Here is a 23895-nt window from a genome sequence, read left to right as displayed (position 1 = left end):
ATCCTGCGGGATGAGCGGTCGTCGATGCTACCAATAAATGCCCTGCCCGGGCCAACGCCTTTGTGTCGGGATCCGGTGTGATGGCCGGCCGGCGTCAGGCCAGTTCCTCTGCACCGGGCTTCTCGTACTCCCCGAGGCACGCGGTGGTCTCGGCCCCCAGCAACACCACCAGCCAGCTCAGATACACCCAGACGAACAGGATGGGAATGGTCGCCAGGGCGCCATAGATGGCCTGGTAGGAGGGGAAGTTGGTGATGTAGATGGCAAAGCCGCGCTTGGCCAGCTCGAACAGGGTGGCCGCCACCAGGGCACCTATGAAGGCGTGGGTCAGCCGCACGCGGCAGTTGGGCACCACGGTATAGATCAGCAGGAAGGTGAGCACGGAGAAGAGGAACGGCAGGCTGCGCAGCAGCAGATAGCCGATACCGAACAGGCTGTCAGCCGCGAACAACCTGAGCGAGAGAATGTAGGAGGAGATGGCGATGCTGGCCCCGATGAGCACGGGGCCCAGGGTCAGGATCATCCAGTACATGGCGAATGCCTGGGCCAAGGGCCGGCTTCGGGTGGATCGCCAGATGTGGTTGAGGTTCTTGTCGATGGCCGAGATGAGCATCAGGGCCACCACGATCAGGGCACCGATACCGACGGCCGTGGTGTTGGTGGCGTTGGCCACGAAGCCGTCGATGTACTCCTTGAGCATCTCGCCGGCGGTGGGGACGAAGTTGTGATAGACGAACTGCTCCATCGCCTGCTTCAGGCTCTGGAACACCGGAAAGGCCGACATCATGCCGAACACCACGGCGATCATGGGCACCAGGGAGAGCAGGGTGACATAGGCCAGGTAACCGGCGGTCACCGTCAATCTGTCCTGCTGGAAGCGGCCCCAGACAAACTGGGCGAAGTGGGCACCATCGTGGCGCAAGAAGGAGAGTGCATGGGCCAGACGGCCGCGGATCTGCTGCTGCATCTTGTTTCTCGTAAGCGTGATCATGCAGACATTGTGTCAGATAGGGTGGTCATTTGACCACCCGCAGACCGGCCGGATGCGCCTCCATCCAGCTCAGGCCCCATGAGCCCATAAAAAAAGAGGCCTTAAGGCCTCTCTTTGGTCTGTCGATGAACAGCTATCGATCAAGCACGACCGGCGCGCTTGCGATCCAGTTCGGTCAGCAGCTTTTTACGGATACGGATGGCCTTGGGGGTGATCTCCACCAGCTCGTCGTTGTCGATGAACTCGAGAGCCTGCTCCAGGGTCATGCGGATCGGCGGAGTCAGCACCTGGGCTTCGTCGGTACCGGAGGCACGCATGTTGGTCAGCTGCTTGCCTTTCAGGCAGTTGACGGTCAGGTCGTTGGAGCGGGAGTGGATCCCGATGACCTGGCCTTCGTACACTTCGGTCGCGTGACCGATGAACAGACGACCACGATCTTGCAGACCGAACAGGGCGAAGGTCAGGGCCTTGCCGGTGGCGTTGGAGATCAGCACGCCGTTCTGACGCTCACCGATGCTGCCACCCTTGTGCGGACCGTAGTGGTCGAAGGTGTGATACAGCAGACCGGTACCAGAGGTCATGGTCAGGAACTCGGTCTGGAAGCCGATCAGGCCACGGCTCGGGATGATGAAGTCCAGACGGACGCGACCCTTGCCATCCGGGGTCATGTTGGTCATCTCGCCTTTACGCAGGCCGAGCTGCTCCATCACGGAACCCTGATGCGCTTCTTCCACGTCCACAGTGACGGTTTCGAACGGTTCTTGCAGTTCGCCATCCACGGTACGCAGGATAACTTCCGGACGGGATACCGCCAGTTCGTAACCTTCGCGACGCATGTTTTCGATCAGGATGGAGAGGTGCAGTTCACCACGGCCGGAGACGCGGAACTTGTCCGGATCTTCGGTCTCTTCCACGCGCAGGGCCACGTTGTGGACCAGCTCCTGGTTCAGACGCTCCAGAATGTTGCGGGAGGTGACGAACTTGCCTTCTTTACCGGCGAACGGCGAGGTGTTGACCTGGAAGGTCATGTTCACGGTTGGCTCGTCAACGGAGAGCGGCGGCAGGGCTTCGACGGCACTGTTGTCACAGATGGTGTCGGAGATCTTCAGCTCGCCCAGACCGGTGATGGCGATGATGTCGCCCGCTTGCGCGTCGGTCACTTCGGTACGGGACAGGCCCAGGTAGCCCAGCACCTGACCGACCTTGCCGGTACGCGGTTTACCGTTGGCACTGACGATGGTGACCTGCTGGTTGGTCTTGACGCGACCACGAGTGATGCGGCCGATACCGATGACGCCCACGTAGGAGTTGTAGTCCAGCTGGGAGATTTGCATCTGGAAGGCACCGTCAACGTCGCCCTTCGGGGCTTCCACGTTGTCGACGATGGCCTGGAACAGGGGTTCCATGTTCTCGGACGGGACGTCCTGATCCAGGGTGGCCCAACCGTTCAGTGCAGAGGCGTAAACAACCTTGAAGTCCAGTTGCTCATCGGTGGCACCCAGGTTGTCGAACAGATCGAAGACCTGATCCATTACCCAGTCAGGACGAGCACCCGGACGGTCGATCTTGTTGATGACCACGATGGGCTTCAGACCCTGGGCGAACGCCTTCTGGGTCACGAAACGGGTCTGCGGCATCGGGCCGTCAACGGCGTCGACCAGCAGCAGCACGGAGTCAACCATGGAGAGCACGCGCTCAACTTCACCACCGAAGTCGGCGTGACCCGGGGTATCCACGATGTTGATGCGGTAGTCGTTCCAGCGGATCGCAGTATTCTTGGCGAGAATGGTGATGCCACGTTCCCGTTCCAGATCATTGGAGTCCATGATCCGTTCCTGACCTTCGCTGGTGCGATCCAGAGTGCCGGATTGCTGCAGCAGCTTATCAACCAGAGTCGTTTTGCCGTGGTCAACGTGCGCAATAATCGCAATATTGCGTAAATTCTCTAACATTCTCGCCTCAAATCACCGGGTAAAATTGGGCGCTAATTGTACTCTCGCCTTTGTGATCTGCCTAGCAGAATTGCAACACATTCACACACAACAAAGGATCAGGATCATGGACCCCGCAGCAAAAGGCTGCTTAGATGGCCTGGATACGCTGGTGCACCATCTCGGCGCACCAAAACGATCCAAGGTTGCACCACTTTAATGCAGCAACCGGCATGAGAACGGGTTTCTCGACAGCCTGAAACGGTGCAAGTGCCCTGAAATCAAGCTGTCACAAACTTGGCACGATACTGGCTTATGTAAATGTGACGACGCATTCACCCAAAGAGTTTTAACACCGGAGGTTACTTAGCATGTCAGCCCAGAACGTTTTGGCCCTGATCCAGGAACACGAAGTCAAGTTTGTTGATCTGCGTTTTACCGACACCAAGGGTAAAGAGCAGCACGTATCCATCCCTTCCCACCAGGTTGACGAAGACTTCTTCGAAGACGGCAAGATGTTCGATGGTTCCTCCATCGGCGGCTGGAAGGGCATCAACGAGTCTGACATGGTGCTGATGCCGGACCCGGCTTCCGCCAAACTGGACCCGTTCACCGAAGAGACCACTCTGAACATCGTCTGTGACGTGCTTGAACCCGCCACCATGCAAGGCTATGACCGCGATCCGCGCTCCATCGCCAAGCGTGCCGAAGATTTCCTGAAGTCCAGCGGCATCGCTGACACCGTGCTGTTCGGGCCGGAGCCGGAATTCTTCATGTTCGACAACATCACCTTCTCCAACACCATGGGCCACAGCTTCGTGAAGATCGAATCCGAAGAAGCTGCCTGGAACTCCGGTACCGACTACGAGCACGGCAACAAGGGTCACCGTCCGTTCGTCAAGGGTGGTTACTTCCCGGTTGCCCCGGTTGACTCCTCCCAGGACATCCGTGCTGCCATGTGCCTGGTGCTGGAAGAGATGGGCCAGGTCGTCGAAGCTCACCACCACGAAGTGGCGACCGCCGGTCAGAACGAGATCGCAACCCGCTTCAACACCCTCACCCTGAAGGCTGACGAAGTACAGGTCCTGAAGTACGTGATCCACAACGTGGCCCACGCCTACAACAAGACCGTCACCTTCATGCCGAAACCCATGTTCGGTGACAACGGCTCCGGCATGCACTGCCACCAGTCCCTGGCCAAAGATGGCGTCAACCTGTTCGCAGGCGACCTGTACGGCGGTCTGTCCGAGATGGCACTGCACTACATTGGCGGCATCATCAAGCACGCCAAGGCCATCAACGCCTTCGCCAACCCGACCACCAACTCCTACAAGCGTCTGGTGCCGGGCTATGAAGCACCGGTCATGCTGGCCTACTCCGCCCGCAACCGTTCTGCCTCCATCCGTATCCCGGTCGTGCCGAGCCCGAAAGCCCGCCGCATCGAAGTACGCTTCCCGGATCCGGCTGCCAACCCGTACCTGGCCTTCGCTGCCCAGCTGATGGCCGGTCTGGACGGCATCATCAACAAGATCCATCCGGGCGATGCCATGGACAAGAACCTGTACGATCTGCCGCCGGAAGAAGCCGCTGAAGTGCCGACCGTTGCCGGTTCCCTGGACGAAGCGCTGTCCGCACTGGATGCAGACCGTGAGTTCCTGACCCGTGGTGGCGTGTTCAGCGATGACTTCATCAACTCCTACCTGGAACTGAAACAGCAGGATGTTGACCGCGTGCGCATGACTCCGCACCCGCTGGAGTTCGAGCTGTACTACTCCGTCTAATCCGCTTTCCCATGATAAACCCGCCATCTGGCGGGTTTTTTTCATTCTGGCAACGGAAATACCGCCAAACGGGCACGCTCGTGCAGAAAGATGATCCCGTTCACGGAGCCGTACCACCCTCGGCTGTTCACACCCCGACCCCGTGGTTTTTCTCTGATAGGATTAAGGTGAACCCCGTCAAGGAGAGATGGATGAACACTGTACCCTGGCTGCTGAGCCTCCTGCTGATGGCCTCCTGTTCCGCACAGGCCGCCCGCGTCTACTCCTGGGTCGATCCCCAGGGGGTGACCCACTACACCGATGCCCCTCCTCCCGGCAAGAGCGCAAAAGAGGTGGACCTGCGGGTCTCGCCTCTCATCGGCACAGCCCCCCACTCGGTCCAGGTGGACAACTTCAACAGCCTGACCGGTGTCGATGCCAGGAAAGCCCTGGAAGCGGCTCCCCTGGAGATCGACCTCATCTCTCCGGAACCGGGCAGCACATTGCGCGACAATACCGGCAACATCGTCTTCCAGGGCGAGATCTCTCCCCAGGTCCCGGTGCAATACGATGTGCGCCTGATCCTGAACGGCAAGGCGGTGCCCCTGGTTCACAACAGCCTGGCCATACGGGTGGAAAACCTCGATAGGGGCGCCTACGAGGCACGGCTCGAGTTGCTCGCCAAAGACGGTACGATCCTTGCTAAATCTAAGCCAACCACCTTTTACCTGCACAGGGCGTCGGTGAATCAGGCTCCCAGAGCCGCCCCCAAGGCCAATTAGGGGTGATGTGACGCACCGATGCGGGTAAACTTGATGCACTATATTGGTGCATTCTAGGTGTACAGCACCGTTTTAGGGAGAAACCTGTGCCAACCCGCTCGGACAACGCCAAGACACTCTTGGACAACCTGCTGACCGCCGTCATTCTCATGGATGAACGTCTCTGCATTCAATTCGTCAACCCGGCGGCAGAGCAGCTGCTTTCCCTCAGCGAACGACGACTGATCGGCATCGAACTGCCCCACCTGCTGGAACACATCTCTCTCGATCTGCAGCGTTTCAAACAGTGCCTCATTTCGGGGCAGGGCTTCACCGACAGCGAAGTCACCCTGGTGGTGGAGGGGGAGCCCAGGCTGGTGGAGATCAGCGTCAGTCCCATGGCCGATCATGAACAGCGACTGATGGTGGTAGAACTGCGCAAGATCGATCAGCAGAAGAAGATCAGCCAGGAGCTGCAGCAACACGCCCAGCAGCAGGCCGCCAAGGAGCTGGTGCGCGGCCTGGCGCACGAGATCAAGAACCCCCTGGGGGGATTGCGCGGCGCGGCCCAACTGCTGCAAAAGGAGTTGCCCGACCCGGCCTTGCGTGAATACACCGGCATCATCATCGAGCAGGCCGATCGCCTGCGGGTGCTGGTCGACAGGTTGCTCGGTCCCCAGCGTCCCGGCCGTCACCAGATGCACAACGTTCACTCCGTGCTGGAGCAGGTGCGCCGTCTGGTGGACCTGGAGCTGCCGCCGCAGATCCGCATCGAGCGGGACTACGACCCCAGCATCCCCGAATTCGAGATGGAATCGGACCAGCTGCAACAGGCGTTCCTGAACATAGTGCGCAACGCCGCCGAGGCCCTTGGGGATCAGGACGGCCTCATCCGCATCAAGACGCGCACCGCCTTCCAGATCACCATCCATGGCCAGCGCTATCGCCTGGCGGCCGAAATCAAGATCATCGACAACGGCCCCGGCATTCCCGACGCCATTCGCGACACCCTCTTCTACCCCATGATCACCGGCAAGGAAGGGGGAACGGGCCTGGGCCTCTCCATCGCCCAGAACCTGATCGATCAGCACAAGGGTCGCATCGACTGCATCAGCTGGCCGGGCCACACCGAATTCACCATTTATCTACCACTTCGCAAATAAGGGAACCTCATGACAGCAAAAGTGTGGATCGTCGATGACGACAGCTCCATCCGGTGGGTTCTGGAGCGCACCCTTGGCAGCGAAGGCTTCGAATGCGAAAGTTTCGCCGACGGCGAAGCCCTGCTGAGTTCACTGGAGATGCGCTCACCGGACGTGATCCTCTCGGATATCCGCATGCCGGGCATCGACGGCCTGAGCCTGCTGGAACAGATCCATCGCCGCCAGGCCGATCTACCCATCATCATCATGACGGCCCACTCGGACCTCGACAGCGCGGTCAACGCCTACCAGCGCGGAGCCTTCGAATACCTGCCCAAGCCGTTCGACATCGACGAGGCTGTCACCCTGGTACGCAGGGCCGAGAACCATCTCAAGGAGCAACGTACCAAGCGCAAGGCTCGCCAACAGGAAGCCACCACCACCCCGGAGATCATCGGCGAAGCCCCTGCCATGCAGGAGGTGTTCCGCGCCATCGGCCGGCTGTCGCGCTCCAGCATCTCGGTGCTCATCAACGGCCAGAGCGGTACCGGCAAGGAGCTGGTTGCCCATGCCCTGCACAAGCACAGCCCCCGGGCCCACAAGAACTTCATCGCCCTCAACATGGCGGCCATCCCGAAAGATCTCATCGAATCCGAGCTGTTCGGTCATGAGAAGGGAGCCTTCACCGGCGCCAACAACATTCGTCACGGCCGCTTCGAACAGGCCGATGGCGGCACCCTGTTTCTCGACGAAATAGGCGACATGCCGCTGGACGTGCAGACCCGGTTGCTGCGGGTACTGGCGGACGGGCAGTTCTACCGGGTTGGCGGCCACCAACCGGTGCAGGTGGATGTGCGGATCATTGCCGCCACCCACCAGAATCTGGAGAAGCGGGTCGCCGACGGCGAGTTTCGGGAAGACCTGTTCCACCGCCTCAACGTCATCCGCATCCATATTCCGGCCCTCAAGGAGCGCCGGGAGGACATCCCCCAGCTGGCCCAGCACTTCCTGCTGCGAGCCGCCAAGGAGCTGAACGTGGAGGCCAAGAGCCTGCACCCGGATACCCAGACCTACATCAGCCGCCTCCCATGGCCGGGCAACGTGCGCCAGCTGGAGAACGTCTGCCGCTGGCTGACGGTGATGGCCTCGGGCCAGGAGGTGCTGGTAGGCGATCTGCCCACCGAGCTGCTGACTCCCATCACCAGCACCGCCGAGCCGGGCCAGCCCGCCCTGACCGGTGGCTGGCAGCAGCAGTTGCAGGACTGGGTGGCCGCCAAGCTGGCGCTGGGGGAGACCGATATCCTGGCGGATGCCATGCCCCAGTTCGAACGGATCATGCTGGAGACGGCACTGGATCACACCCATGGTCACAAGCAGGAGGCAGCCCGCCTGCTCGGCTGGGGCCGCAATACCCTGACCCGCAAGCTCAAGGAGCTCGACATTCCCTGAGCCTGCGGGAAAAACGATTCCCATCACGCCTTGAGGGAAAGCCTGACCAATCACACCCCGTTTGCTTGCAAACGGGGTATCTTTTTCAGGCGCCCCGCCTAGAATGGCAGGCTTTCCAACCCGACTCGCAGAAGGTGCCCCATGATTGACAGATCCCTCCCCCTGACCGACCTGCATCGCCATCTGGATGGCAACATCCGCCCGCAGACCATTCTCGAGCTGGGACGTCAGCACAACATCCGACTGCCGGCCGATGAGCTGGAAGCCCTGCGCCCGCACGTGCAGATCGTCGAGAACGAGCCGAGTCTGGTGGCCTTCCTGAAGAAACTGGACTGGGGCGTGGCCGTGCTGGCCGACTACGATGCCTGCCGCCGGGTCGCCTACGAAAACGTGGAAGATCTGCTGCGTGCCGGGATCGACTATGCCGAGCTGCGCTTCAGCCCGGCCTACATGGCGATGACCCACAAACTGCACCCGCAGGGCGTGGTCGAAGCCATCATCGACGGCGTGGCCGCAGGCAGCCGTGACTTCGGCATCAAGACCAACCTCATCGGCATCATGAGCCGTACCTTCGGCACCGAGCAGTGCAAGCAGGAGCTGGATGCCTGTCTGGCTCATCGCGATCGCCTGGTCGCCATCGATCTGGCCGGCGACGAACTGGGCTTCCCGGGCGATCTCTTCACCGACCACTTCCGCCGGGTGCGGGATGCAGGCATGCGGGTCACCGTGCACGCCGGTGAAGCCGCCGGCCCCGAGAGCATGTGGCAGGCCATTCGCGAGCTGGGAGCCGAGCGCATCGGCCACGGCGTCAAGGCCATCCAGGATCCGGCCCTGATGGCCTATCTGGCCGAACACCGCATCGGCATCGAGTCCTGCCTCACCTCCAACCTCCAGACCACCACGGTGGCGAGTCTGGCCGATCACCCGATCCGCCAGTTCCTGGCAGCCGGCGTGCTGGCCTGCCTCAATACCGACGATCCTGCGGTGGAGGGGATCGACCTGCCTCACGAATACGAGGTGGCGGCCCCGGCTGCCGGCATGACGGTGAGCGAGATCCGCGCCGCCCAGCAGAACGGCCTGACCCTGGCCTTCCTGAACGAAGCCGAGAAGGCCGAGCTGAGTGCCCGTGCGGCTCAACGTTGAGCAGGGGTAAAACCCAATAAAAAACCGCCGAAAGGCGGTTTTTTATTGTCCCACGACATTGCCCGGCCTAGATCACCCGGGAGAACTGCTGCTGGCGCGCCTTGTTGCGCAGGTAGACATCGAAGCACATGCAGATGTTGCGGATCAGCAGCTGACCGGTGGAGACCACCTCCAGCCCCTCTTCGGTCATGCGCACCAGACCGTCGTCGATGAAGGTCTGCAACAGCTTGAGATCCTCGGCAAAATACTCCTTGAACACCAGGCCGTGGGCCTGCTCCACAGCGGCGAAGTTCAGGGAAAAATCGCAGATGAGGCGCTTGATCACCTCACGACGGATCAGATCGTCCCGATTGAGGGAGCACCCCTTCCACTGGGCATGGCCCAGTGACTCGACCTGGGCATAGTAGGTTTTGAGATCCTTCTGGTTCTGGGAATAGGCATCCCCCATCATGCTGATGGAAGAGACCCCCAGCCCCAGCAGATCGCAATCCCCCTGGGTGGTATAGCCCTGGAAGTTGCGATGCAGCTTGCCCTCGCGCTGGGCGACGGCCAGCTCGTCATCGGGCTTGGCAAAATGGTCCATGCCGATGAACTGATAACCCTGGCCGGTCAGGAAGGCAATGGTGTCCTGCAGCATGGCCAGCTTCTCCTGCGGCGCCGGCATGTCCGCTTCTTTCAGCTTGTGCTGGGCGGCAAAACGGCTCGGCAAGTGGGCATAGTTGAAGATGGAGAGGCGGGCCGGGTCGGTCTTGAGCACCTCTTCCAGGGTGTGATGGAAGCTCTCCCGGTTCTGGTGCGGCAGACCGTAGATGAGATCCAGATTGGTGGAGCGGAACCCCAGCTCGCGGGCACGGACCAGCATGGCGCGGATGAAGTCGTTGTCCTGCTCCCGATTGACCGCGACCTGGACCGCCTTGTTGAAGTCCTGAACGCCAAGGCTGATGCGGTTGAAACCGAGCTCCCGCAGCACATCCAGCATGGACAATTCGATCTCGCGAGGATCCACCTCGATGCTGATCTCCCCCTCCTCGGCAAAATGGAAGTGCTCCCGCAACATGGCCATCAGGCGACGAGTCTGGGGTTCGCTCAGATAGGTGGGTGTACCGCCCCCCCAGTGCAGCTGGGTGACCAGTCTCTCCTTGAACAGGGGGGCCTGGCCCTTGATCTCCTGTTCGAGGTAGTCGAGGTATTGATCTGCCTTGTGCTGGTGCCGGGTAATGACCTTGTTGCAGCCGCAGTAGTAGCAGAGCTTGTGACAGAAGGGGATATGCACGTAGAGCGACAGATTGCGTGCAGGATACTGGCCCGCTGCCTGGACAAAGTCCGGATAGCCGAACCCCTCGTTGAACTCCAGCGCAGTGGGATAGGAGGTGTAACGCGGACCACTGTAGTTGTATTTTTCGATCAGGGCCTGATCCCACACAATCTGTTCTGCTTGCACGCTTGCTTCCTCTGTCTTTGTTATGGGCTCACCGGCTTAACTGAAAATCCTTCAGTCTGGCGACATCCTCAAGGATCTGCGCCTCCAGCTCGGCCTCGTAGCCGCTGCGTTCGAGATCCATCTTCATCACTTCATTGCGCTTGAGTGCCCGCCTCGCCTCATGGGTCGGCATCTCCTTCACCTTCTCATAGAGGCCGTAGAGCCCCGGGAACTCGGTGGCAAAGGCGCGGCCCCCCTTTATTTGCAAGGCATCCAGCAGATTGGTCAGCCGGATGGCACCTTCCGAGTAGTCGCACTGACCATCTCGTACCGCGTGGGCGATCACCCTGACACTCTCCAGAATCCGCTCGTTGCGGGCCGCAATGGCGTGCTGCTGCATCTCTTGCTGGCGTTTGAGACGCGCCATCAGGGTGCCGGCATAGACGGCAAGCCCCAGCAAAATCAGGCCACCCAACAGGGCGGCCAGCATCCATCCACTCATCACTTTTTCTTCGGCTCGGGTTTGGCTTCAGGCTGGTAGTCCGCCTGAGAGAAACGCTCCCACAGCTCCTCTTCGGAGGCAGGCTGACTCGGCTCATCAAAATCGGCATCATCAAAATCCATGTCGCCATCTTCGTCATCGTCGTTGTCGATGATGCCGAGCTCGTCCATCAGCTCCTGATAACGGTCAACCCGCTGATCGACCCATGCCTGCTCTGCGGCCTCCAGGGTTTCACCGGCATCCAGACGATCCAGCAAGGCATTGAGGCGATCATCATTCTCGATGGACGCCAGCTCCTGCTCGGGGGTCATCACCACCCGCTTCTCTTTCGCAGGCTTGGTCGCCACCGGCTTGCTGCCCTTCTCGTCGGCAATCAGCGCGATGGGCTTGCGAGAGCCGATGCGTGGATCCTTGGCCTGCTTGGAGCCGCTCTTTTTGCCCGCCTGCTCGACCTGTTGGCGGGAGCCCGCCTTCAGGCCCTTGCGCTTGGCGGCGCGCTTGCGCTCACGACCTTCCTGAGCACTGGCATCTGATTCTTTGCGCTTGCCGGTAGGCTTGCGGTTGGGTTGTTTGGCCGACATGAATGACTCCGACAAATAACTGAATGGAAACCCCCGGAGCGTGTCGTCCGGGGAGGATGCTGAAGCGGGGAACAGTAAATATGGAACAAGAGTGGGATCCCGCACCAATTCGACCACGTTGGGTCGCTGAACACCGCAGGATCGGCATCCTCTGGGCATGTTGCTGGTATTTTGACACAGAATGTCTTGGCGGGTTAATGACCCAATAGAAAAAAGGCAGCCGAAGCTGCCTTTTTCCATCATGCGAGTTCCATTCCCTGGTAGCCAATCGCCTTATCCCTGGGCGAACCACGGCGCATCATTTCGTTGGATCATCCTGATCCTTATTGACCAGTCCTGAGTGTGCGTGTGTTTGTTTGTCTAACCCAAACCGGCGACATCCTGCCTCCCATCGGGGTGGTTGCCTCCCGCAGCCCCGCTCATCCCTGGCGGTCACCATCCTGGCTTTTTGCATCTATTGCTCATCGCATGCTCCGAGCCGACATCCTGTCAAACCGAAGACGGGTCTTGCACCCTCTCTCCGGCCAATCCTGATTGCCTACTGTAACTTCTTCGCCGGATGACTCAATCAACCAAAGCACATTTCGAACTGGTACAAAGTGATGTTCTATTTCTTAATTCATTGAAAAATAAAATATAAAAAAATATACGTGAGCAATCTTTCAGACACGACCAGCCCCGTATATAGAAGATCTCTTACAGCAACGCAGGCTGTTTACGGGCGATTGCTACAACCTCAAAAAAGAACAGGGAACACAATGGTTCCCTGTTCTTTTCAACAAGATAACTAACAGGCTATATCAGTGAAGCCCCGCCACATACTTGGAGAGCGCCTCGATGTCCTGATCCGTCAGCTTCTTGGCCACATCCCGCATCATGCCATTGGGATCGTTGTCGCGGGTCGCCGAACGAAAAGCGGTGAGCTGGGCCTTGATATAGGCGGGATGCTGCCCTGACAGGCTGGGGTACTTCGCTTGCTCGACGCCGGAACCCCGTGGGCCATGACAGGCGGTACAGGCGGCCAGGCCTCGCTCCATGTCTCCCCCCATATAAAGCGCCTTGCCTGCGGCAACTACATCATCGGGCACGGCAACCGGCGTCACCTTCTGCCTGGAGAAATAGGCGGCAAGATCGTCCATATCCTGCTCGGACAACGGCAACGCCATGGGTCCCATGACGGGCGCAACCCGACCAGTTTGGCCAGAAGCTGCAGCCTTCAGTTCAACTAATTGTTTTTTGATATATGATGCGTGCTGACCAGCAATCTTGGGATACATGTCGACTGGGCTGTTGCCGTCCGGTCCATGACAGGCCGCACAGACGGCAGCCTTGGTTTGTCCCGCAGCGGCATCGCCCTTGGCTTGTGCCATCCCAGTTACGCCAACCATCAGAGCAAGTGTAATGACTAGGTTCTTCATGGCGTTCCAACTTTCTCGTTATTAGGCTTCCAGATCCCATGCCGCTGAAGGCATGTTAAAATAAACGCGTTCAAGCGACGCCATTTTACACTATTTCACAAAAAAGTAACTCTATAACCCTCTATCTCTATGGGGAATTTACGTTGGATACACAAACTCTGAATTTCAATAAGGTGCATTTTGTGACCAGCGCACCCGACATCCGCCACCTGCCAAATGATGGAGGTGTCGAGATTGCGTTTGCCGGTCGTTCCAACGCTGGCAAATCGTCTGCATTGAATACCTTGACCAAACACAAGAACCTGGCGCGTACCAGTAAGACCCCTGGCCGTACTCAGCTGATCAACCTGTTTGAGCTGGAACCGGGCAAACGCCTGGTTGACTTGCCTGGCTATGGATATGCCCAGGTTCCGCTGGAAATGAAGCTCAAGTGGCAAAAGTCACTGGCTGAATACCTGCAGCGACGGGAGTCCCTGAAAGGGCTGGTGATCCTGATGGACATCCGCCATCCGCTCAAGGAAACCGACATGAACATGCTGGAATGGAGTTCACACCGTGAACTGCCGGTGATGCTGTTGCTAACCAAGGCGGACAAGTTAAGCCCGGGGCCCCGCAACAACCAGGTGATCAAGGTTCGTCAGGCGGTGGCAGAACTGGGCCCGCAGATCCAGGTTGAAGCATTCTCTTCTCTGACCAATATCGGCGTCGAGAAGCTGGCCCAGACCCTGAGCGGCTGGTATCTGTCCGAAGCAGACAATGCCCAGGCAGACGACGAAGATCATCAGAACGAGGAGTAAACGACTCCTCTCCCTGGCTGCAATTGGCGGAGTTGGACCTCCGCTGATTGAAAGGCTTTCATGATCCCCCATCTCCGAGCCCCTCCTCCCCGCCTTCGCCACCTCTGAAGAAAAACCTAAAAAAATATATTTAAATCATACTGATAGCATGTTTAGACGCGAAAAGAATTAACTAATCATCAACCTGATACCGTTTTCATGGATATCGAGTAAAAAATCAGAATTGAAGGCTGTAACAAACGAAACTGAAATTTAATTACACGGCGAGGCAATATAGGGATAAAAATGAGGCCGGTCTTGCCATTGCAAACCGGCCTGAAGAAATGAGTTCAAAAATTTGGGAAAAAGCGAGTTCTCGAGAACAAAGACGATTGGTTTTCCTCAAGAAACGCCTTCATTCTAACAAAGAACGGCAACAATTAAAGCATTTACTCTAAACGTTACTCATAAAAAAACGCCCCGACGATGACTCATCGGGGCTGCTATTCAGCCACATTCAATTACGTGAAATAAAAGGTCTGAAAGATAGAACATCTTACCTCTGTACCCTACGCCGACAACTGTACAGCAAAGCAGCAGAAAGTGAAAGTAATTTATGTAATTTAGTTTCAAAGATAGGGAAGAGAAAAAATATTCATAATTTTCATGCAGATAAAAAAATCCCCAGTACGAATACCGGGGAGTTATAAAGGTGACTAGCTAGCACTTCCTCAACTATCCAGTTAGTCAGCAGTCCGTTACAGAAGTTCCGCTGCTTTGAGAAAAAACTCAAAAAAATTCTGCGAGTGACGGCAACGTAAAAGTAACTTATTGTTACGCAATGGTTTTATAAAAATGGCATCTGTTCTGCCACACACCCACCGCAGAACGACCGTTTCATATCACACGTGCCGTGCCGCATCACGAGGGAGCCCTTATCCAGAGATGCAGAATCTCTAAATCAGATCTGCCGACAACCCAACAGAGCGCACAAGCTGGTTCACACGACGCCCAGATTGCGCTGCAACTCTCTCAATACCTGCTTGGTGCCGGGCCGGATCCCTCGCCATACGGTAAAGGCCTCAGCAGCCTGCTCGACCAGCATGCCCAATCCATCCATGGTATGGCGCGCGCCATGTTGTTTGGCCCAGCCGATGAAGGCTGTGTCCGTTGCGCCATACATCATGTCGTAGATCGCGATGTCCGGGTGGATGAGGGTTGGCGCCAAAGGTGGCAACTCTCCTTGCAGACTCGCTGAGGTGGAATTGATGATGAGATCGAACGGCCCCACCAGCTGTTCATAGGACTGAGCAGTGATGCTGCCCAGATCCCTGAACTCCACAGCCAGCTGTTCCGCCTTGGCATGGGTACGGTTGACCACGACGATCTCGCCCGGCGCTTCCGCCAGCAGGGGGGCCAGGGCACCACGAGCTGCGCCACCGGCCCCCAGAAGTAGGATCCTGCTACCGGCAAGGTTCACTCCGTGAGCCTTGAGATCGGCGACCAGCCCGGCGCCGTCGGTATTGTCACCCAGCAGCACACCATCATCAGTCAGTTTGATGGTGTTGACCGCTCCCGCCCGCTTGGCCCTGGGGCTCAGCCGCTCCACCAGCCCGAAGGCTTGCTCCTTGAAAGGTACGGTCACGTTGCACCCCTTCCCTCCTTCGGCGAAGAAGTGGTTCAGAGCGCTGGCAAACTCATCGACAGCAGGTTCTGCCAGACCATACTCCAACTCTTGCTGGGTCTGCCTGGCAAACAGGGTATGAATGAAGGGAGATTTGCTGTGGCGCACGGGGTGGCCAAAAACCAGATAACGATCCATCAAGGCGTTCCTTTTGAAGGCAATATCCCGATTTAACGGGTTTTCTCATGAAGGAACAAGCCGAATATCGGCCAATAAGAAGGGGCCATCATGGCCCCTCTGGTCACAACCACTCGCGCGGTTTGAGGTAGTCGCTGTAGAGCAATGCCTCCGGGCTGCCGGCCTCCGGCTGCCAGTCGTACTCCCAGCGCGCCAGCGGCGGCATCGACATCAGAATGGATTCGGTGCGCCCCCCCGTCTGCAGTCCGAACAGGGTCCCGCGGTCGTAGACCAGATTGAACTCCACGTAGCGGCCACGGCGATAAAGCTGGAACGCCCGTTCCCGCTCCCCATAAGCAAGATCCTTGCGTCGCTCGACAATCGGCAAGTAGGCCGCCAGATAACCCTCACCCACTGCACGCATGAAGGCAAAGCAGTCGGCAAAGGGCCAGCGGTTAAGGTCATCGAAGAACAGGCCACCCACCCCGCGCGTTTCGCCCCGATGCTTGAGGAAGAAGTAACGATCGCACCAGGATTTGAACTCGGGATAAATGTCGGTGCCGAACGGCTGACAGAGCTCATGGGAGACCTGGTGCCAATGCCTCACGTCCTCTTCGAACGGATAGAAGGGCGTCAGGTCGAAGCCGCCACCAAACCACCAGATCGGCTCCTCCCCCTCTTTCTCGGCGATGAAGAACCGCACATTCGCATGGCTGGTCGGTACATAGGGATTATGCGGGTGGATCACCAGCGACACCCCCATGGCCTCAAACCTGCGGCCAGCCAGTTCGGGACGATGTGCGGTCGCGGATGCCGGCATGGCATCGCCATAGACATGGGAGAAGTTGACCCCACCTTGCTCGATCACCGCCCCCTGACGCAGCACCCGTGTTCTACCGCCACCACCACCTTCGCGACTCCAGGCATCTTCCACAAAGCGCCCGCATCCATCGGCCTGCTCCAGGCCACGGCAGATATCATCCTGCAATTGCAGCAGGAAGGCTTTTACCTGGGCCACATCCGGTTTGCTCATTTTATCTCCTGTCAGACAGGCATCATGCATGCACTGCCTGCACTTCTCGTATTGTCATGACCTCATCGCACAACCTGCATGAAACAGGGCCGTGCCCAACTCAGGATGGGCGAATGATGGCCCCGGTGCGGGCGTCCTTGATTTCGGACGGGTTGGCTTGCCCCCCGACTTCGCCGGGCAGAATGTAAGCCAGCTGGCTTGCCAGCAGATCGCCAATATCAGCCACCCGGCGAGCGGGTTCCTCACCGGTTAGATTGGCACTGGTGGACACCAGCGGTTTGCCAAATGCCCGGCAAAGCCCTTGCACCTGGGGGTGGCCTGTGACCCGCACCGCCAGGGTCTCGAACTGACCGGTCAACCAGGACGGCGTCGTCGCGCGAGCGGGCATGATCCAGGTGAAGGGACCAGGCCAGCTCGCCTGCACGCGAGCAAGCTGCTCATCGCTGAGCTGGCTCAGGTCGATGTAGTCCTGCAATTGCGCCAGATCTGCCGCGATCAGGATCAATCCCTTCTCCACCGGCCGCTGCTTGATGGCCAGCAGCCGCTGCACGGCGGCTTCGGAATCAGGATCACACCCCAGACCAAACACGGCTTCGGTGGCATAGGCGATAACCCCTTCTCCTTGAAGGGCGGCAACCGCTTGTTCAAATTCATTTGGCATAAGCACATGCGACAGCCACGCTGCCGCCTCTCATCACTGGATTGTATGTTGAACCGACATGACGGCATCGGGGCCATCACTGCTGCGATATGGGCTATATCCCTGCTCCTCTTCAGTCATGCATTTCGGCTCAGACGCTTGCGTGCATCAGTGAACCGAGCAACCGCAGGGAGCTGGAGATGGCGATCATGATCAGGGCGACTTGGGCGATGCGCATCGGCTCACAACCTCACGCTGACCAGCAATCCGCCTGCCTGATCATGGGCGGCGAGATTATACCCGCTCAATCTGGTGGGAGCATTTCTTTTGCGGGCAGACCCAGCGCAGGTTTCCCCGCACCTTCTTTTCGATCATGATGCCCCAGCCACACTCGGGACAGGGTATGGGAACCGGCTTGTCATTCACCACATACTTACAGTGAGGATAGGCGTCACACGAGTAGAACTGTTTGCCATAACGGGACGTGCGGCTCACCAGATGACCTTTGCCACACTCCGGGCAGAGGATTTGGGTATCGTCACTCTCCTGAAGGGATTCGATATGCTGACAGGCCGGGTACTGGGTACATCCCACAAACAGACCGTAACGACCCTTCTTGATGGCCAGTGGATGGCCACAATCCGGACAGGACGACCCCTCGAGCACTTTCTCTATATCGCGGCCAGAGGGGGTGAGGGAGCGAATGTAATCGCAAGCGGGATAGGCTGAACAACCAAGGAAGGGACCGTGCTTGCCCTGGCGGATCACCAGTTCAGCACCACACTGCGGGCACGGCTCGCGCTCGAAGGCATGTTCGTGGGCAGAGAAGAGATGGTGATCGATCTTTGACATGGGCCGCGCCTTGAAATCCAGATGGCCTGAATTCTACCAGCGCGGCACCGGGCTGTCAGTGGATGACGCCGTCCGACTCGTCAAACACCAGCTCTTCCATCTGCTGGTAGGCGTTTTCACTGCCTGGCACATTGAACAGCACCATCATGACGACCCACTTCAGATCGTCCAGCTCGATGTCCGGCTTGTCCAGCTCGAGCAACCGTTCGATGCAGATTTCACGGGTTTCGGCATTCAACACTTGCGCCTGCTCCAGGAACAGCAGAAAACCGCGACATTCAGTACTGAGGCGAACCAGCTCCTGCGGCGCATAGATCCGCATAGAGCCCTGCTGGCTTGCGGTGACATAGACTTCCCGCTCGCTGTCGTGCAGGTTGGCCAGTCGCTCCAGCCAGTTGAGCGCTTTCTCGATCTCGTCCTTGTCGAAACCGGCCCGGCTCAGTTCGTCGGTGAGTTCATCCTGCTCGACCATCACATCTGCATCGCTGTGGATGTAGGTCTCGAAAAGGTACATCAATACATCAAACATGATTCGCCCTCCTCGCTCTGACGTATCCACCGGCTACCGCCATCACTGCACCAACCAGCTCCAGCTCTACCAACCTGCCCAGTACGACATCGACAGGAAGCCGGGCCCGTTCGGCAACGGTATCCACGCTCGTGGTCTCATAATCTACGTTATCCAACAAATCGGCATAAGGCAATTCGCTATTATGCTGCGCCTCGGAAGAACCGTTGGCGGGTCCAGGGGGCAAGACCAGCCTTGGAAACTCTTCCAGGATATCGGCGGCATTCAAGACCAGCTTGGCACCCTGTTGAAGCAGACGGTTGCACCCTGCTGCCTGTGCATTTTGCGGAGCGCCGGGAACGGCAAAGACCTCGCGGCCCTGCTCCAGCGCATAACGGGCCGTGATGAGCGAACCACTCTGTTCTGCCGCTTCCACCACCAGTGTCCCCAGCGACAGGCCACTGATGATACGGTTGCGGCGAGGAAAGTGTTCAGCCAGGGGGCCTTGCTGGGGCGCCAACTCGGAGACAAGCAGACCTTCCTGCTCGAGGATCTGCATCGCCAACCCCTGATGACGCTTGGGGTAGAGACAATCCAGACCGGATCCCAGCACCGCCAGGGTGATTCCGCCCGATGCCAGCGCCTGCTGATGGCAGACGCCATCGATGCCCAACGCGAGGCCGGAGGTGATCGCCAGACCACAGCCCACCAACTCGGCACACAAGCGTGTCGCATTGTCTTTGCCGGCATAGGTGGGGTGGCGGGTACCCACCATCGCCAACTGTGGCAGGGAGAGGGATGAGACGTTCCCGCGGCAGTAGAGCAAGAGCGGTGCGCCGGGGATCTCTTTGAGCAGGGCAGGATATGCGGGGTCATCGGGACAGAGGAGGTGATTGCCGGGCTCGGCGGCCCAGCTCAATCCCTGCTCCACGACAGGAAGAGGCCATCTCATCTGCTGAATCTGGGCACTCTGCAGACCAAGAACTCGCAGGGCGCCATCGTCTGAGTCAAACAGAGTTGTGATGTCACCACCCACATGAGCCAGCAGGCGAGCGGCGGTGACCGGGCCTATGCCTGTAACGGCATCCAGCGTCAGCCATAGCGACAACCGCTCCAGTGGCAAGGACACGTTAGAAATTACTGACCTGATAACCAGAGCCGACCAGATCCTGACTCTGCAGGATAAGACCGTAACTCAATTTGTCGTAGACCTTGAACAACATGACTCTGGCAACGGCCTCGGCAGGCAGCGATGACTTGCCGGCAGAATAGAACGCCTTATCATAGACGGATGAATATTCCCGGTATGACACCTTGCCATTCTTGTCCACCATCTCGGCTCCTGGGCGCAGGATCTCGAGCACATCGCCCGGGGCCACCTGATCACGCTCCCCCTTGTTGATGAGTACCACATCAAATTTGCCCCCACCATGTGCCTTGCTCGGCAGCTCGATCACATAGCCGGGGGAAATGGAGGGTGCCGCCTTTGGCATGAACACGGCAGAGATGCTCTCCTGCGACGGCAGCGGCATCACCTTGTCGCCCTGATACACCTCACGCCGGTTATGGGTCAGCGTCACTTTGGTGGTGTCGTGGGCAAGGTACTCCTCTGCCCGCACCGTGCCGACAAAAATCGCCTCCTGACCGAGCGACTCGCCAGTATGCTTGTCCTTGTATGCCACCCCCGGGCGATAGAGGCCATAACTCTGACCCGGGTTCAAGGCTCCTTTCACATAGAGAATGTCGCCCTCCAGCATCCCGACATGCTTGTCATTGTTGCCGAGCACATAGGGCAGGTCCTTGCTCTGCTGGCTGTTGGCCAGAATGTGGTCGGTCTGCAGGAAGGGCGCTATCTCACTCAGAGGCAGGGTCGGTATGGGATTGGCCTTGTTTTCATAGCGGTTCTTGGGCGAGAGACGGATGACCTGCTTGCCCCCCTGACTGGCTTTGCCGAGCCGAGGCTCACCATTGACCCAGCTCAGGTGCAGCACGTCACCGGGATAGATCCAGTGGGGATTGGCGATCTGCGGATTGATGTTCCAGAGGCGTGGCCAGAGCCAGGGTTCGGCCAGATACTGGCCCGAGATATCCCAGAGGGTGTCCCCTTTTTGCACCACATAAGTCTCGGGGTAACCGGATTTGAGCGTCAACTGCTGTGCCATGGCGCCACCGGCCAAGGCTGTCGCCAGGCAGGCGACGACGATTTGCTTCAGATACATAACACTCCCTGTTACTTCTGCACGCAAAGTGTTGCTGTTTTTTGTCGGCGTAAATGACTAGAATTACGTCAATATTGACTGCGTTTATATGAAACTAAAGAAAAAATTATGGCCATTCTAGATGTATTGCGTTTCCCCGATGAGCGTCTGCGCACAGTCGCGGCCCCTGTCGAAGCCTTTACACCCGAGTTACAACACATTGTAGATGATATGTTCGAAACCATGTACGCGGAGGAAGGCATCGGCCTGGCCGCGACCCAGGTCGACATTCATCAGCGCATCATCGTCATCGATGTCTCCGAGAACCGCGAAGAACAGCTGGTGTTGATCAACCCGGAGATCCTGGAACAGTCCGGCAGCACCGGCATCGAAGAGGGCTGCCTCTCCGTGCCCGGCAACCGTGCTCTGGTTCCGCGCGCCGAGTGGGTCAAGGTCAGGGCGCAAGATCGCCACGGCAACACCTTCGAGCTGGAAGCGGACGATCTGCTCGCCATCTGCATACAACATGAGATGGATCATCTGGTCGGCAAGCTGTTTGTGGATTACTTGTCCCCGCTCAAGCGCCAGCGCATTCGTCAGAAGCTGGAAAAGATGGCCCGTGAAGATCGCAAAGTCCTCTGAGGATCCGCTCCATTGAACAAGCTGAAACTGATTTTTGCCGGTACCCCCGACTTCGCCGCCCGTCATCTGGCGGCGTTGTTGTCTTCCGGCCACGAGGTCGTCGCCGTTTATACCCAGCCGGACAAGCCCGCCGGTCGCGGCCAGAAGCTCACTGCCAGCCCGGTCAAGGAGCTGGCGCTGGCCCACGATCTGCCGGTCTATCAACCTGCCTCCCTGCGCAATGAAGCGGCGCAAGCCGAACTGGCCGCTCTGGGTGCCGATCTGATGGTCGTCGTGGCTTATGGCCTCATCCTCCCCAAGGCGGTGCTCGATACGCCGCGTCTGGGTTGCATCAACGTGCACGGCTCCCTGCTGCCGCGCTGGCGCGGTGCCGCCCCGATTCAACGCTCCATCTGGGCGGGGGATGCCGAAACCGGCGTCACCATCATGCAGATGGATGTGGGGCTGGATACCGGCGCCATGATCCGCAAGGTAACCTGCCCCATCGCCAGTGATGAGACCTCTGCCAGCCTCTATGACAAGCTGGCCGGTCTGGGCCCGCAGGCACTGGTCGATACCCTGGACGCCATGGCTGCCGGCGACACCGCTGCCGAGCCCCAGGACGATGCGCTGGCCAACTACGCCGAGAAGCTCTCCAAGGAAGAGGCCCGCATCGACTGGTCGATGGACGCCGTTGCCATCGAACGCTGCATCCGTGCCTTCAACCCCTGGCCCATCAGCTGGTTTGAAGTCGCCGGCCAGACCGTCAAGGTGTGGCAGGCCGAGGTCGTCGCACAAGATCACGGCCAGGCAGTCGGCACCCTGCTCAAGGCCGACAAGCAGGGGATCGAGGTTGCCACCGGTCAGGGCGTGCTGCGCCTGCTGACCCTGCAACCTCCCGGCAAGAAGGCCATGTCCGTTTCGGATCTGCTCAACTCTCGCCGCGACTGGTTTGAACCTGGCACGCAACTGATTTGATCTGGATTGAATTGACACAAGCGGGGCCCTGGCCCCGACTTGTGCATCTAAGGTAACGCTATGAAAACACGCGCACAGGCTGCTCTCGTCATTCAACAGGTGCTGGATCAGGGTCAATCTCTCTCCGCCGTTCTGCCTGCTGCCCAGGAGAAGGTCGCCCCTCGCGATCGCGCCCTCCTGCAAGAACTCTGCTACGGCACCCTGCGCTGGCTGCCCCGTCTCGATGCGGCGGTCAGCGAGATGATGGACAAGCCGCTCAAGAACAAGAGCCGCATCTTCCACTACCTCATCCTGGTCGGCCTCTACCAGCTCATCTATACCCGCATTCCGGCTCACGCCGCCGTGGCCGAGACCGTCAACGCCGTCAAGCTGCTCAAGGGTTCTTCTCTGCGCGGCCTCATCAACGGCGTACTGCGCAACTTCCAGCGCAGCGCCGAAGTGATCCTGCTGCGCATCGACCGCGTTCCCAGCGTCCGCCTCGGCCACCCCGAATGGCTCACCAAGCGCCTGCGTCAGGCCTATCCCGATGACTGGGAGTTCATCATGGAGGCCAACAACCAGCGCCCGCCCATGTGGATCCGCAACAACAGCCAGCGCCAGAGCCGCGAGGCCATGCTGGCCCGCATGAGCGAGGCGGGCATCCCGGCCATGGCCGGTGTGGAAGGGGAAGATTGCATCCTGCTGGAGCGCCCCTGCGACGTGACCAAGCTGCCCGGCTTCGAGCAGGGTGACTGCTCGGTGCAGGACGGTGCCGCCCAGCAGGCCGCCGCCCTGCTCGATACCCAGCCGGGCGAGTGGGTGCTGGACGCCTGCGCCGCCCCCGGCGGCAAAACCGCCCACCTGCTGGAACGCCAGCCGGCCCTTGCCGGCGTGGTTGCCGTCGACGCCGACGACAACCGCCTCAAGCGGGTGCAGGAGAACCTGGATCGTATCGGCCTTCAGGCCCGAGTGATCCACGGTGATGCAAGCACGCCGGATCTGTGGTGGCCACGGGGGCAGTTCGACCGCATCCTGCTGGATGCCCCCTGCTCCGCCACCGGCGTCATCCGTCGTCACCCCGACATCAAGTGGTTGCGCCGGGATCAGGACATCCGCGAACTGGCCGAGCTGCAACGCCGCATTCTCGACGCCCTCTGGGGCAAGCTGAAGCAGGGCGGCACCCTGCTCTACGCCACCTGCTCCGTGTTGCCGGAAGAGAACCGGGAGCAGATCCGCGCCTTCCTGGCCGATACCCCGGATGCCCGCCTGGTGCCGTTGCATGCAGAAGACACCCCGGCCTGTCCGGGTCGCCAGTTCCTGCCCGGCGAGGCGGAGATGGACGGCTTCTACTATGCCAAGCTCATCAAGCTGTAGGCCGAACCGGCGGATGGCAGGCCCGGTGACGGGCCGC

General features: G+C 59.1%; 22 protein-coding genes. 9 read left to right on the top strand and 13 right to left on the bottom strand.

Going from position 1 to position 23895, the window contains the following annotated elements; all coding sequences use genetic code 11:
- Positions 1-94 precede the first annotated feature (94 nt).
- On the bottom strand, positions 95-967 hold the full coding sequence (locus ACNPAA_RS07930; RefSeq protein WP_201871936.1) for a virulence factor BrkB family protein: 873 nt from the start codon (positions 965-967) through the stop codon (positions 95-97).
- 164 nt (positions 968-1131) lie between these two features.
- Positions 1132-2943: a translational GTPase TypA gene (typA, locus tag ACNPAA_RS07925; RefSeq protein WP_010672527.1), complete on the bottom strand. Its 1812-nt coding sequence runs from the start codon at positions 2941-2943 to the stop codon at positions 1132-1134.
- A gap of 350 nt (positions 2944-3293) precedes the next feature.
- Here typA and glnA point away from each other — a divergent pair, with 350 nt between their 5' ends.
- The 5 genes from glnA to add all read left to right on the top strand — a co-directional run bounded on the left by glnA (position 3294) and on the right by add (position 9177).
- Positions 3294-4703, top strand: coding sequence for a glutamate--ammonia ligase (glnA, locus tag ACNPAA_RS07920; RefSeq protein WP_010672526.1), 1410 nt, complete (start codon positions 3294-3296; stop codon positions 4701-4703).
- Between the two features lie 191 nt (positions 4704-4894).
- Entirely contained in the window at positions 4895-5464 is a 570-nt protein-coding gene (locus ACNPAA_RS07915) for a DUF4124 domain-containing protein (protein ID WP_010672525.1), read from the top strand.
- Positions 5465-5550: 86 nt separating this feature from the next.
- Positions 5551-6606 (top strand): nitrogen regulation protein NR(II), encoded by a 1056-nt coding sequence (gene glnL, locus ACNPAA_RS07910; protein WP_010672524.1) that lies wholly within the window; start codon positions 5551-5553, stop codon positions 6604-6606.
- 9 nt (positions 6607-6615) lie between these two features.
- Complete coding sequence (gene glnG, locus ACNPAA_RS07905; protein ID WP_010672523.1) at positions 6616-8034, top strand: nitrogen regulation protein NR(I); 1419 nt, start codon at positions 6616-6618, stop codon at positions 8032-8034.
- 141 nt (positions 8035-8175) lie between these two features.
- Positions 8176-9177, top strand: a complete 1002-nt coding sequence (gene add, locus ACNPAA_RS07900) for an adenosine deaminase (RefSeq protein WP_161470141.1) — start codon at positions 8176-8178, stop codon at positions 9175-9177.
- A gap of 67 nt (positions 9178-9244) precedes the next feature.
- Here the strand turns inward: add and hemN are convergent, their stop codons facing one another.
- The 4 genes from hemN to ACNPAA_RS07880 form a co-directional block, all read right to left on the bottom strand.
- On the bottom strand, positions 9245-10618 hold the full coding sequence (gene hemN, locus ACNPAA_RS07895; RefSeq protein ID WP_082180933.1) for an oxygen-independent coproporphyrinogen III oxidase: 1374 nt from the start codon (positions 10616-10618) through the stop codon (positions 9245-9247).
- Positions 10619-10646: 28 nt separating this feature from the next.
- Complete coding sequence (locus ACNPAA_RS07890) at positions 10647-11087, bottom strand: DUF2489 domain-containing protein (RefSeq protein ID WP_039039514.1); 441 nt, start codon at positions 11085-11087, stop codon at positions 10647-10649.
- Positions 11088-11098: 11 nt separating this feature from the next.
- On the bottom strand, positions 11099-11680 hold the full coding sequence (yihI, locus tag ACNPAA_RS07885) for a Der GTPase-activating protein YihI (protein WP_039039515.1): 582 nt from the start codon (positions 11678-11680) through the stop codon (positions 11099-11101).
- Positions 11681-12480: 800 nt separating this feature from the next.
- Positions 12481-13098: a c-type cytochrome gene (locus tag ACNPAA_RS07880; protein WP_408763351.1), complete on the bottom strand. Its 618-nt coding sequence runs from the start codon at positions 13096-13098 to the stop codon at positions 12481-12483.
- Positions 13099-13241: 143 nt separating this feature from the next.
- Between ACNPAA_RS07880 and yihA the strand changes: the two genes are divergently transcribed.
- Positions 13242-13895, top strand: a complete 654-nt coding sequence (gene yihA, locus ACNPAA_RS07875) for a ribosome biogenesis GTP-binding protein YihA/YsxC (RefSeq protein WP_041212162.1) — start codon at positions 13242-13244, stop codon at positions 13893-13895.
- Between the two features lie 979 nt (positions 13896-14874).
- Here the strand turns inward: yihA and aroE are convergent.
- The 7 genes from aroE to ACNPAA_RS07840 form a co-directional block, all read right to left on the bottom strand.
- Positions 14875-15696 (bottom strand): shikimate dehydrogenase, encoded by an 822-nt coding sequence (gene aroE / locus ACNPAA_RS07870; protein ID WP_043153544.1) that lies wholly within the window; start codon positions 15694-15696, stop codon positions 14875-14877.
- A 103-nt stretch (positions 15697-15799) separates the two neighbouring features.
- On the bottom strand, positions 15800-16708 hold the full coding sequence (gene hemF, locus ACNPAA_RS07865) for an oxygen-dependent coproporphyrinogen oxidase (RefSeq protein ID WP_043153546.1): 909 nt from the start codon (positions 16706-16708) through the stop codon (positions 15800-15802).
- Positions 16709-16808: 100 nt separating this feature from the next.
- Entirely contained in the window at positions 16809-17369 is a 561-nt protein-coding gene (locus tag ACNPAA_RS07860; RefSeq protein ID WP_039039520.1) for a Sua5/YciO/YrdC/YwlC family protein, read from the bottom strand.
- Positions 17370-17642: 273 nt separating this feature from the next.
- Positions 17643-18200 carry a type I DNA topoisomerase gene (locus ACNPAA_RS07855; protein WP_045522424.1) on the bottom strand — a complete coding sequence of 186 codons (558 nt, stop codon included), beginning with the start codon at positions 18198-18200 and terminating at the stop codon, positions 17643-17645.
- 55 nt (positions 18201-18255) lie between these two features.
- A complete protein-coding gene (locus tag ACNPAA_RS07850; RefSeq protein WP_010672510.1) occupies positions 18256-18729 on the bottom strand; it encodes a DUF494 family protein in 474 nt (157 codons plus the stop codon).
- Positions 18722-19837 carry a DNA-processing protein DprA gene (dprA, locus tag ACNPAA_RS07845; protein WP_134996691.1) on the bottom strand — a complete coding sequence of 372 codons (1116 nt, stop codon included), beginning with the start codon at positions 19835-19837 and terminating at the stop codon, positions 18722-18724. Before dprA ends, ACNPAA_RS07850 begins: the two co-directional genes overlap by 8 nt.
- A 1-nt stretch (position 19838) precedes the next feature.
- On the bottom strand, positions 19839-20927 hold the full coding sequence (locus ACNPAA_RS07840; RefSeq protein ID WP_128345206.1) for a LysM peptidoglycan-binding domain-containing protein: 1089 nt from the start codon (positions 20925-20927) through the stop codon (positions 19839-19841).
- 108 nt (positions 20928-21035) lie between these two features.
- Here ACNPAA_RS07840 and def point away from each other — a divergent pair, with 108 nt between their 5' ends.
- The 3 genes from def to rsmB are packed head-to-tail and all read left to right on the top strand — an operon-like array spanning position 21036 to position 23858.
- Entirely contained in the window at positions 21036-21548 is a 513-nt protein-coding gene (gene def, locus ACNPAA_RS07835; RefSeq protein WP_010672507.1) for a peptide deformylase, read from the top strand.
- Between the two features lie 12 nt (positions 21549-21560).
- Positions 21561-22505 (top strand): methionyl-tRNA formyltransferase, encoded by a 945-nt coding sequence (gene fmt, locus ACNPAA_RS07830; RefSeq protein ID WP_104452041.1) that lies wholly within the window; start codon positions 21561-21563, stop codon positions 22503-22505.
- A gap of 60 nt (positions 22506-22565) precedes the next feature.
- Entirely contained in the window at positions 22566-23858 is a 1293-nt protein-coding gene (gene rsmB, locus ACNPAA_RS07825) for a 16S rRNA (cytosine(967)-C(5))-methyltransferase RsmB (protein ID WP_417891675.1), read from the top strand.
- Positions 23859-23895: the final 37 nt, after the last annotated feature.

Source organism: Aeromonas sp. PS2Canimalfood6, assembly GCF_048276795.1.
Taxonomy (GTDB): Bacteria; Pseudomonadota; Gammaproteobacteria; order Enterobacterales; family Aeromonadaceae; genus Aeromonas; species Aeromonas caviae.
This window is presented reverse-complemented; position numbering and strand designations above follow the sequence as displayed.

Excerpts from the sequence above, each read along its gene's own strand:
- ACNPAA_RS07930 (WP_201871936.1), bottom strand. The coding sequence starts at position 967 with ATGCAGCAGCAGATCCGCGGCCGTCTGGCCCATGCACTCTCCTTCTTG.
- typA (WP_010672527.1), bottom strand. The coding sequence starts at position 2,943 with ATGTTAGAGAATTTACGCAATATTGCGATTATTGCGCACGTTGACCAC.
- glnA (WP_010672526.1), top strand. The coding sequence starts at position 3,294 with ATGTCAGCCCAGAACGTTTTGGCCCTGATCCAGGAACACGAAGTCAAG.
- ACNPAA_RS07915 (WP_010672525.1), top strand. The coding sequence starts at position 4,895 with ATGAACACTGTACCCTGGCTGCTGAGCCTCCTGCTGATGGCCTCCTGT.
- glnG (WP_010672523.1), top strand. The coding sequence starts at position 6,616 with ATGACAGCAAAAGTGTGGATCGTCGATGACGACAGCTCCATCCGGTGG.
- add (WP_161470141.1), top strand. The coding sequence starts at position 8,176 with ATGATTGACAGATCCCTCCCCCTGACCGACCTGCATCGCCATCTGGAT.
- ACNPAA_RS07890 (WP_039039514.1), bottom strand. The coding sequence starts at position 11,087 with ATGCTGGCCGCCCTGTTGGGTGGCCTGATTTTGCTGGGGCTTGCCGTC.
- yihI (WP_039039515.1), bottom strand. The coding sequence starts at position 11,680 with ATGTCGGCCAAACAACCCAACCGCAAGCCTACCGGCAAGCGCAAAGAA.
- ACNPAA_RS07880 (WP_408763351.1), bottom strand. The coding sequence starts at position 13,098 with ATGAAGAACCTAGTCATTACACTTGCTCTGATGGTTGGCGTAACTGGG.
- aroE (WP_043153544.1), bottom strand. The coding sequence starts at position 15,696 with ATGGATCGTTATCTGGTTTTTGGCCACCCCGTGCGCCACAGCAAATCT.
- hemF (WP_043153546.1), bottom strand. The coding sequence starts at position 16,708 with ATGAGCAAACCGGATGTGGCCCAGGTAAAAGCCTTCCTGCTGCAATTG.
- ACNPAA_RS07860 (WP_039039520.1), bottom strand. The coding sequence starts at position 17,369 with ATGCCAAATGAATTTGAACAAGCGGTTGCCGCCCTTCAAGGAGAAGGG.
- ACNPAA_RS07855 (WP_045522424.1), bottom strand. The coding sequence starts at position 18,200 with ATGTCAAAGATCGATCACCATCTCTTCTCTGCCCACGAACATGCCTTC.
- ACNPAA_RS07850 (WP_010672510.1), bottom strand. The coding sequence starts at position 18,729 with ATGTTTGATGTATTGATGTACCTTTTCGAGACCTACATCCACAGCGAT.
- ACNPAA_RS07840 (WP_128345206.1), bottom strand. The coding sequence starts at position 20,927 with ATGTATCTGAAGCAAATCGTCGTCGCCTGCCTGGCGACAGCCTTGGCC.
- def (WP_010672507.1), top strand. The coding sequence starts at position 21,036 with ATGGCCATTCTAGATGTATTGCGTTTCCCCGATGAGCGTCTGCGCACA.
- rsmB (WP_417891675.1), top strand. The coding sequence starts at position 22,566 with ATGAAAACACGCGCACAGGCTGCTCTCGTCATTCAACAGGTGCTGGAT.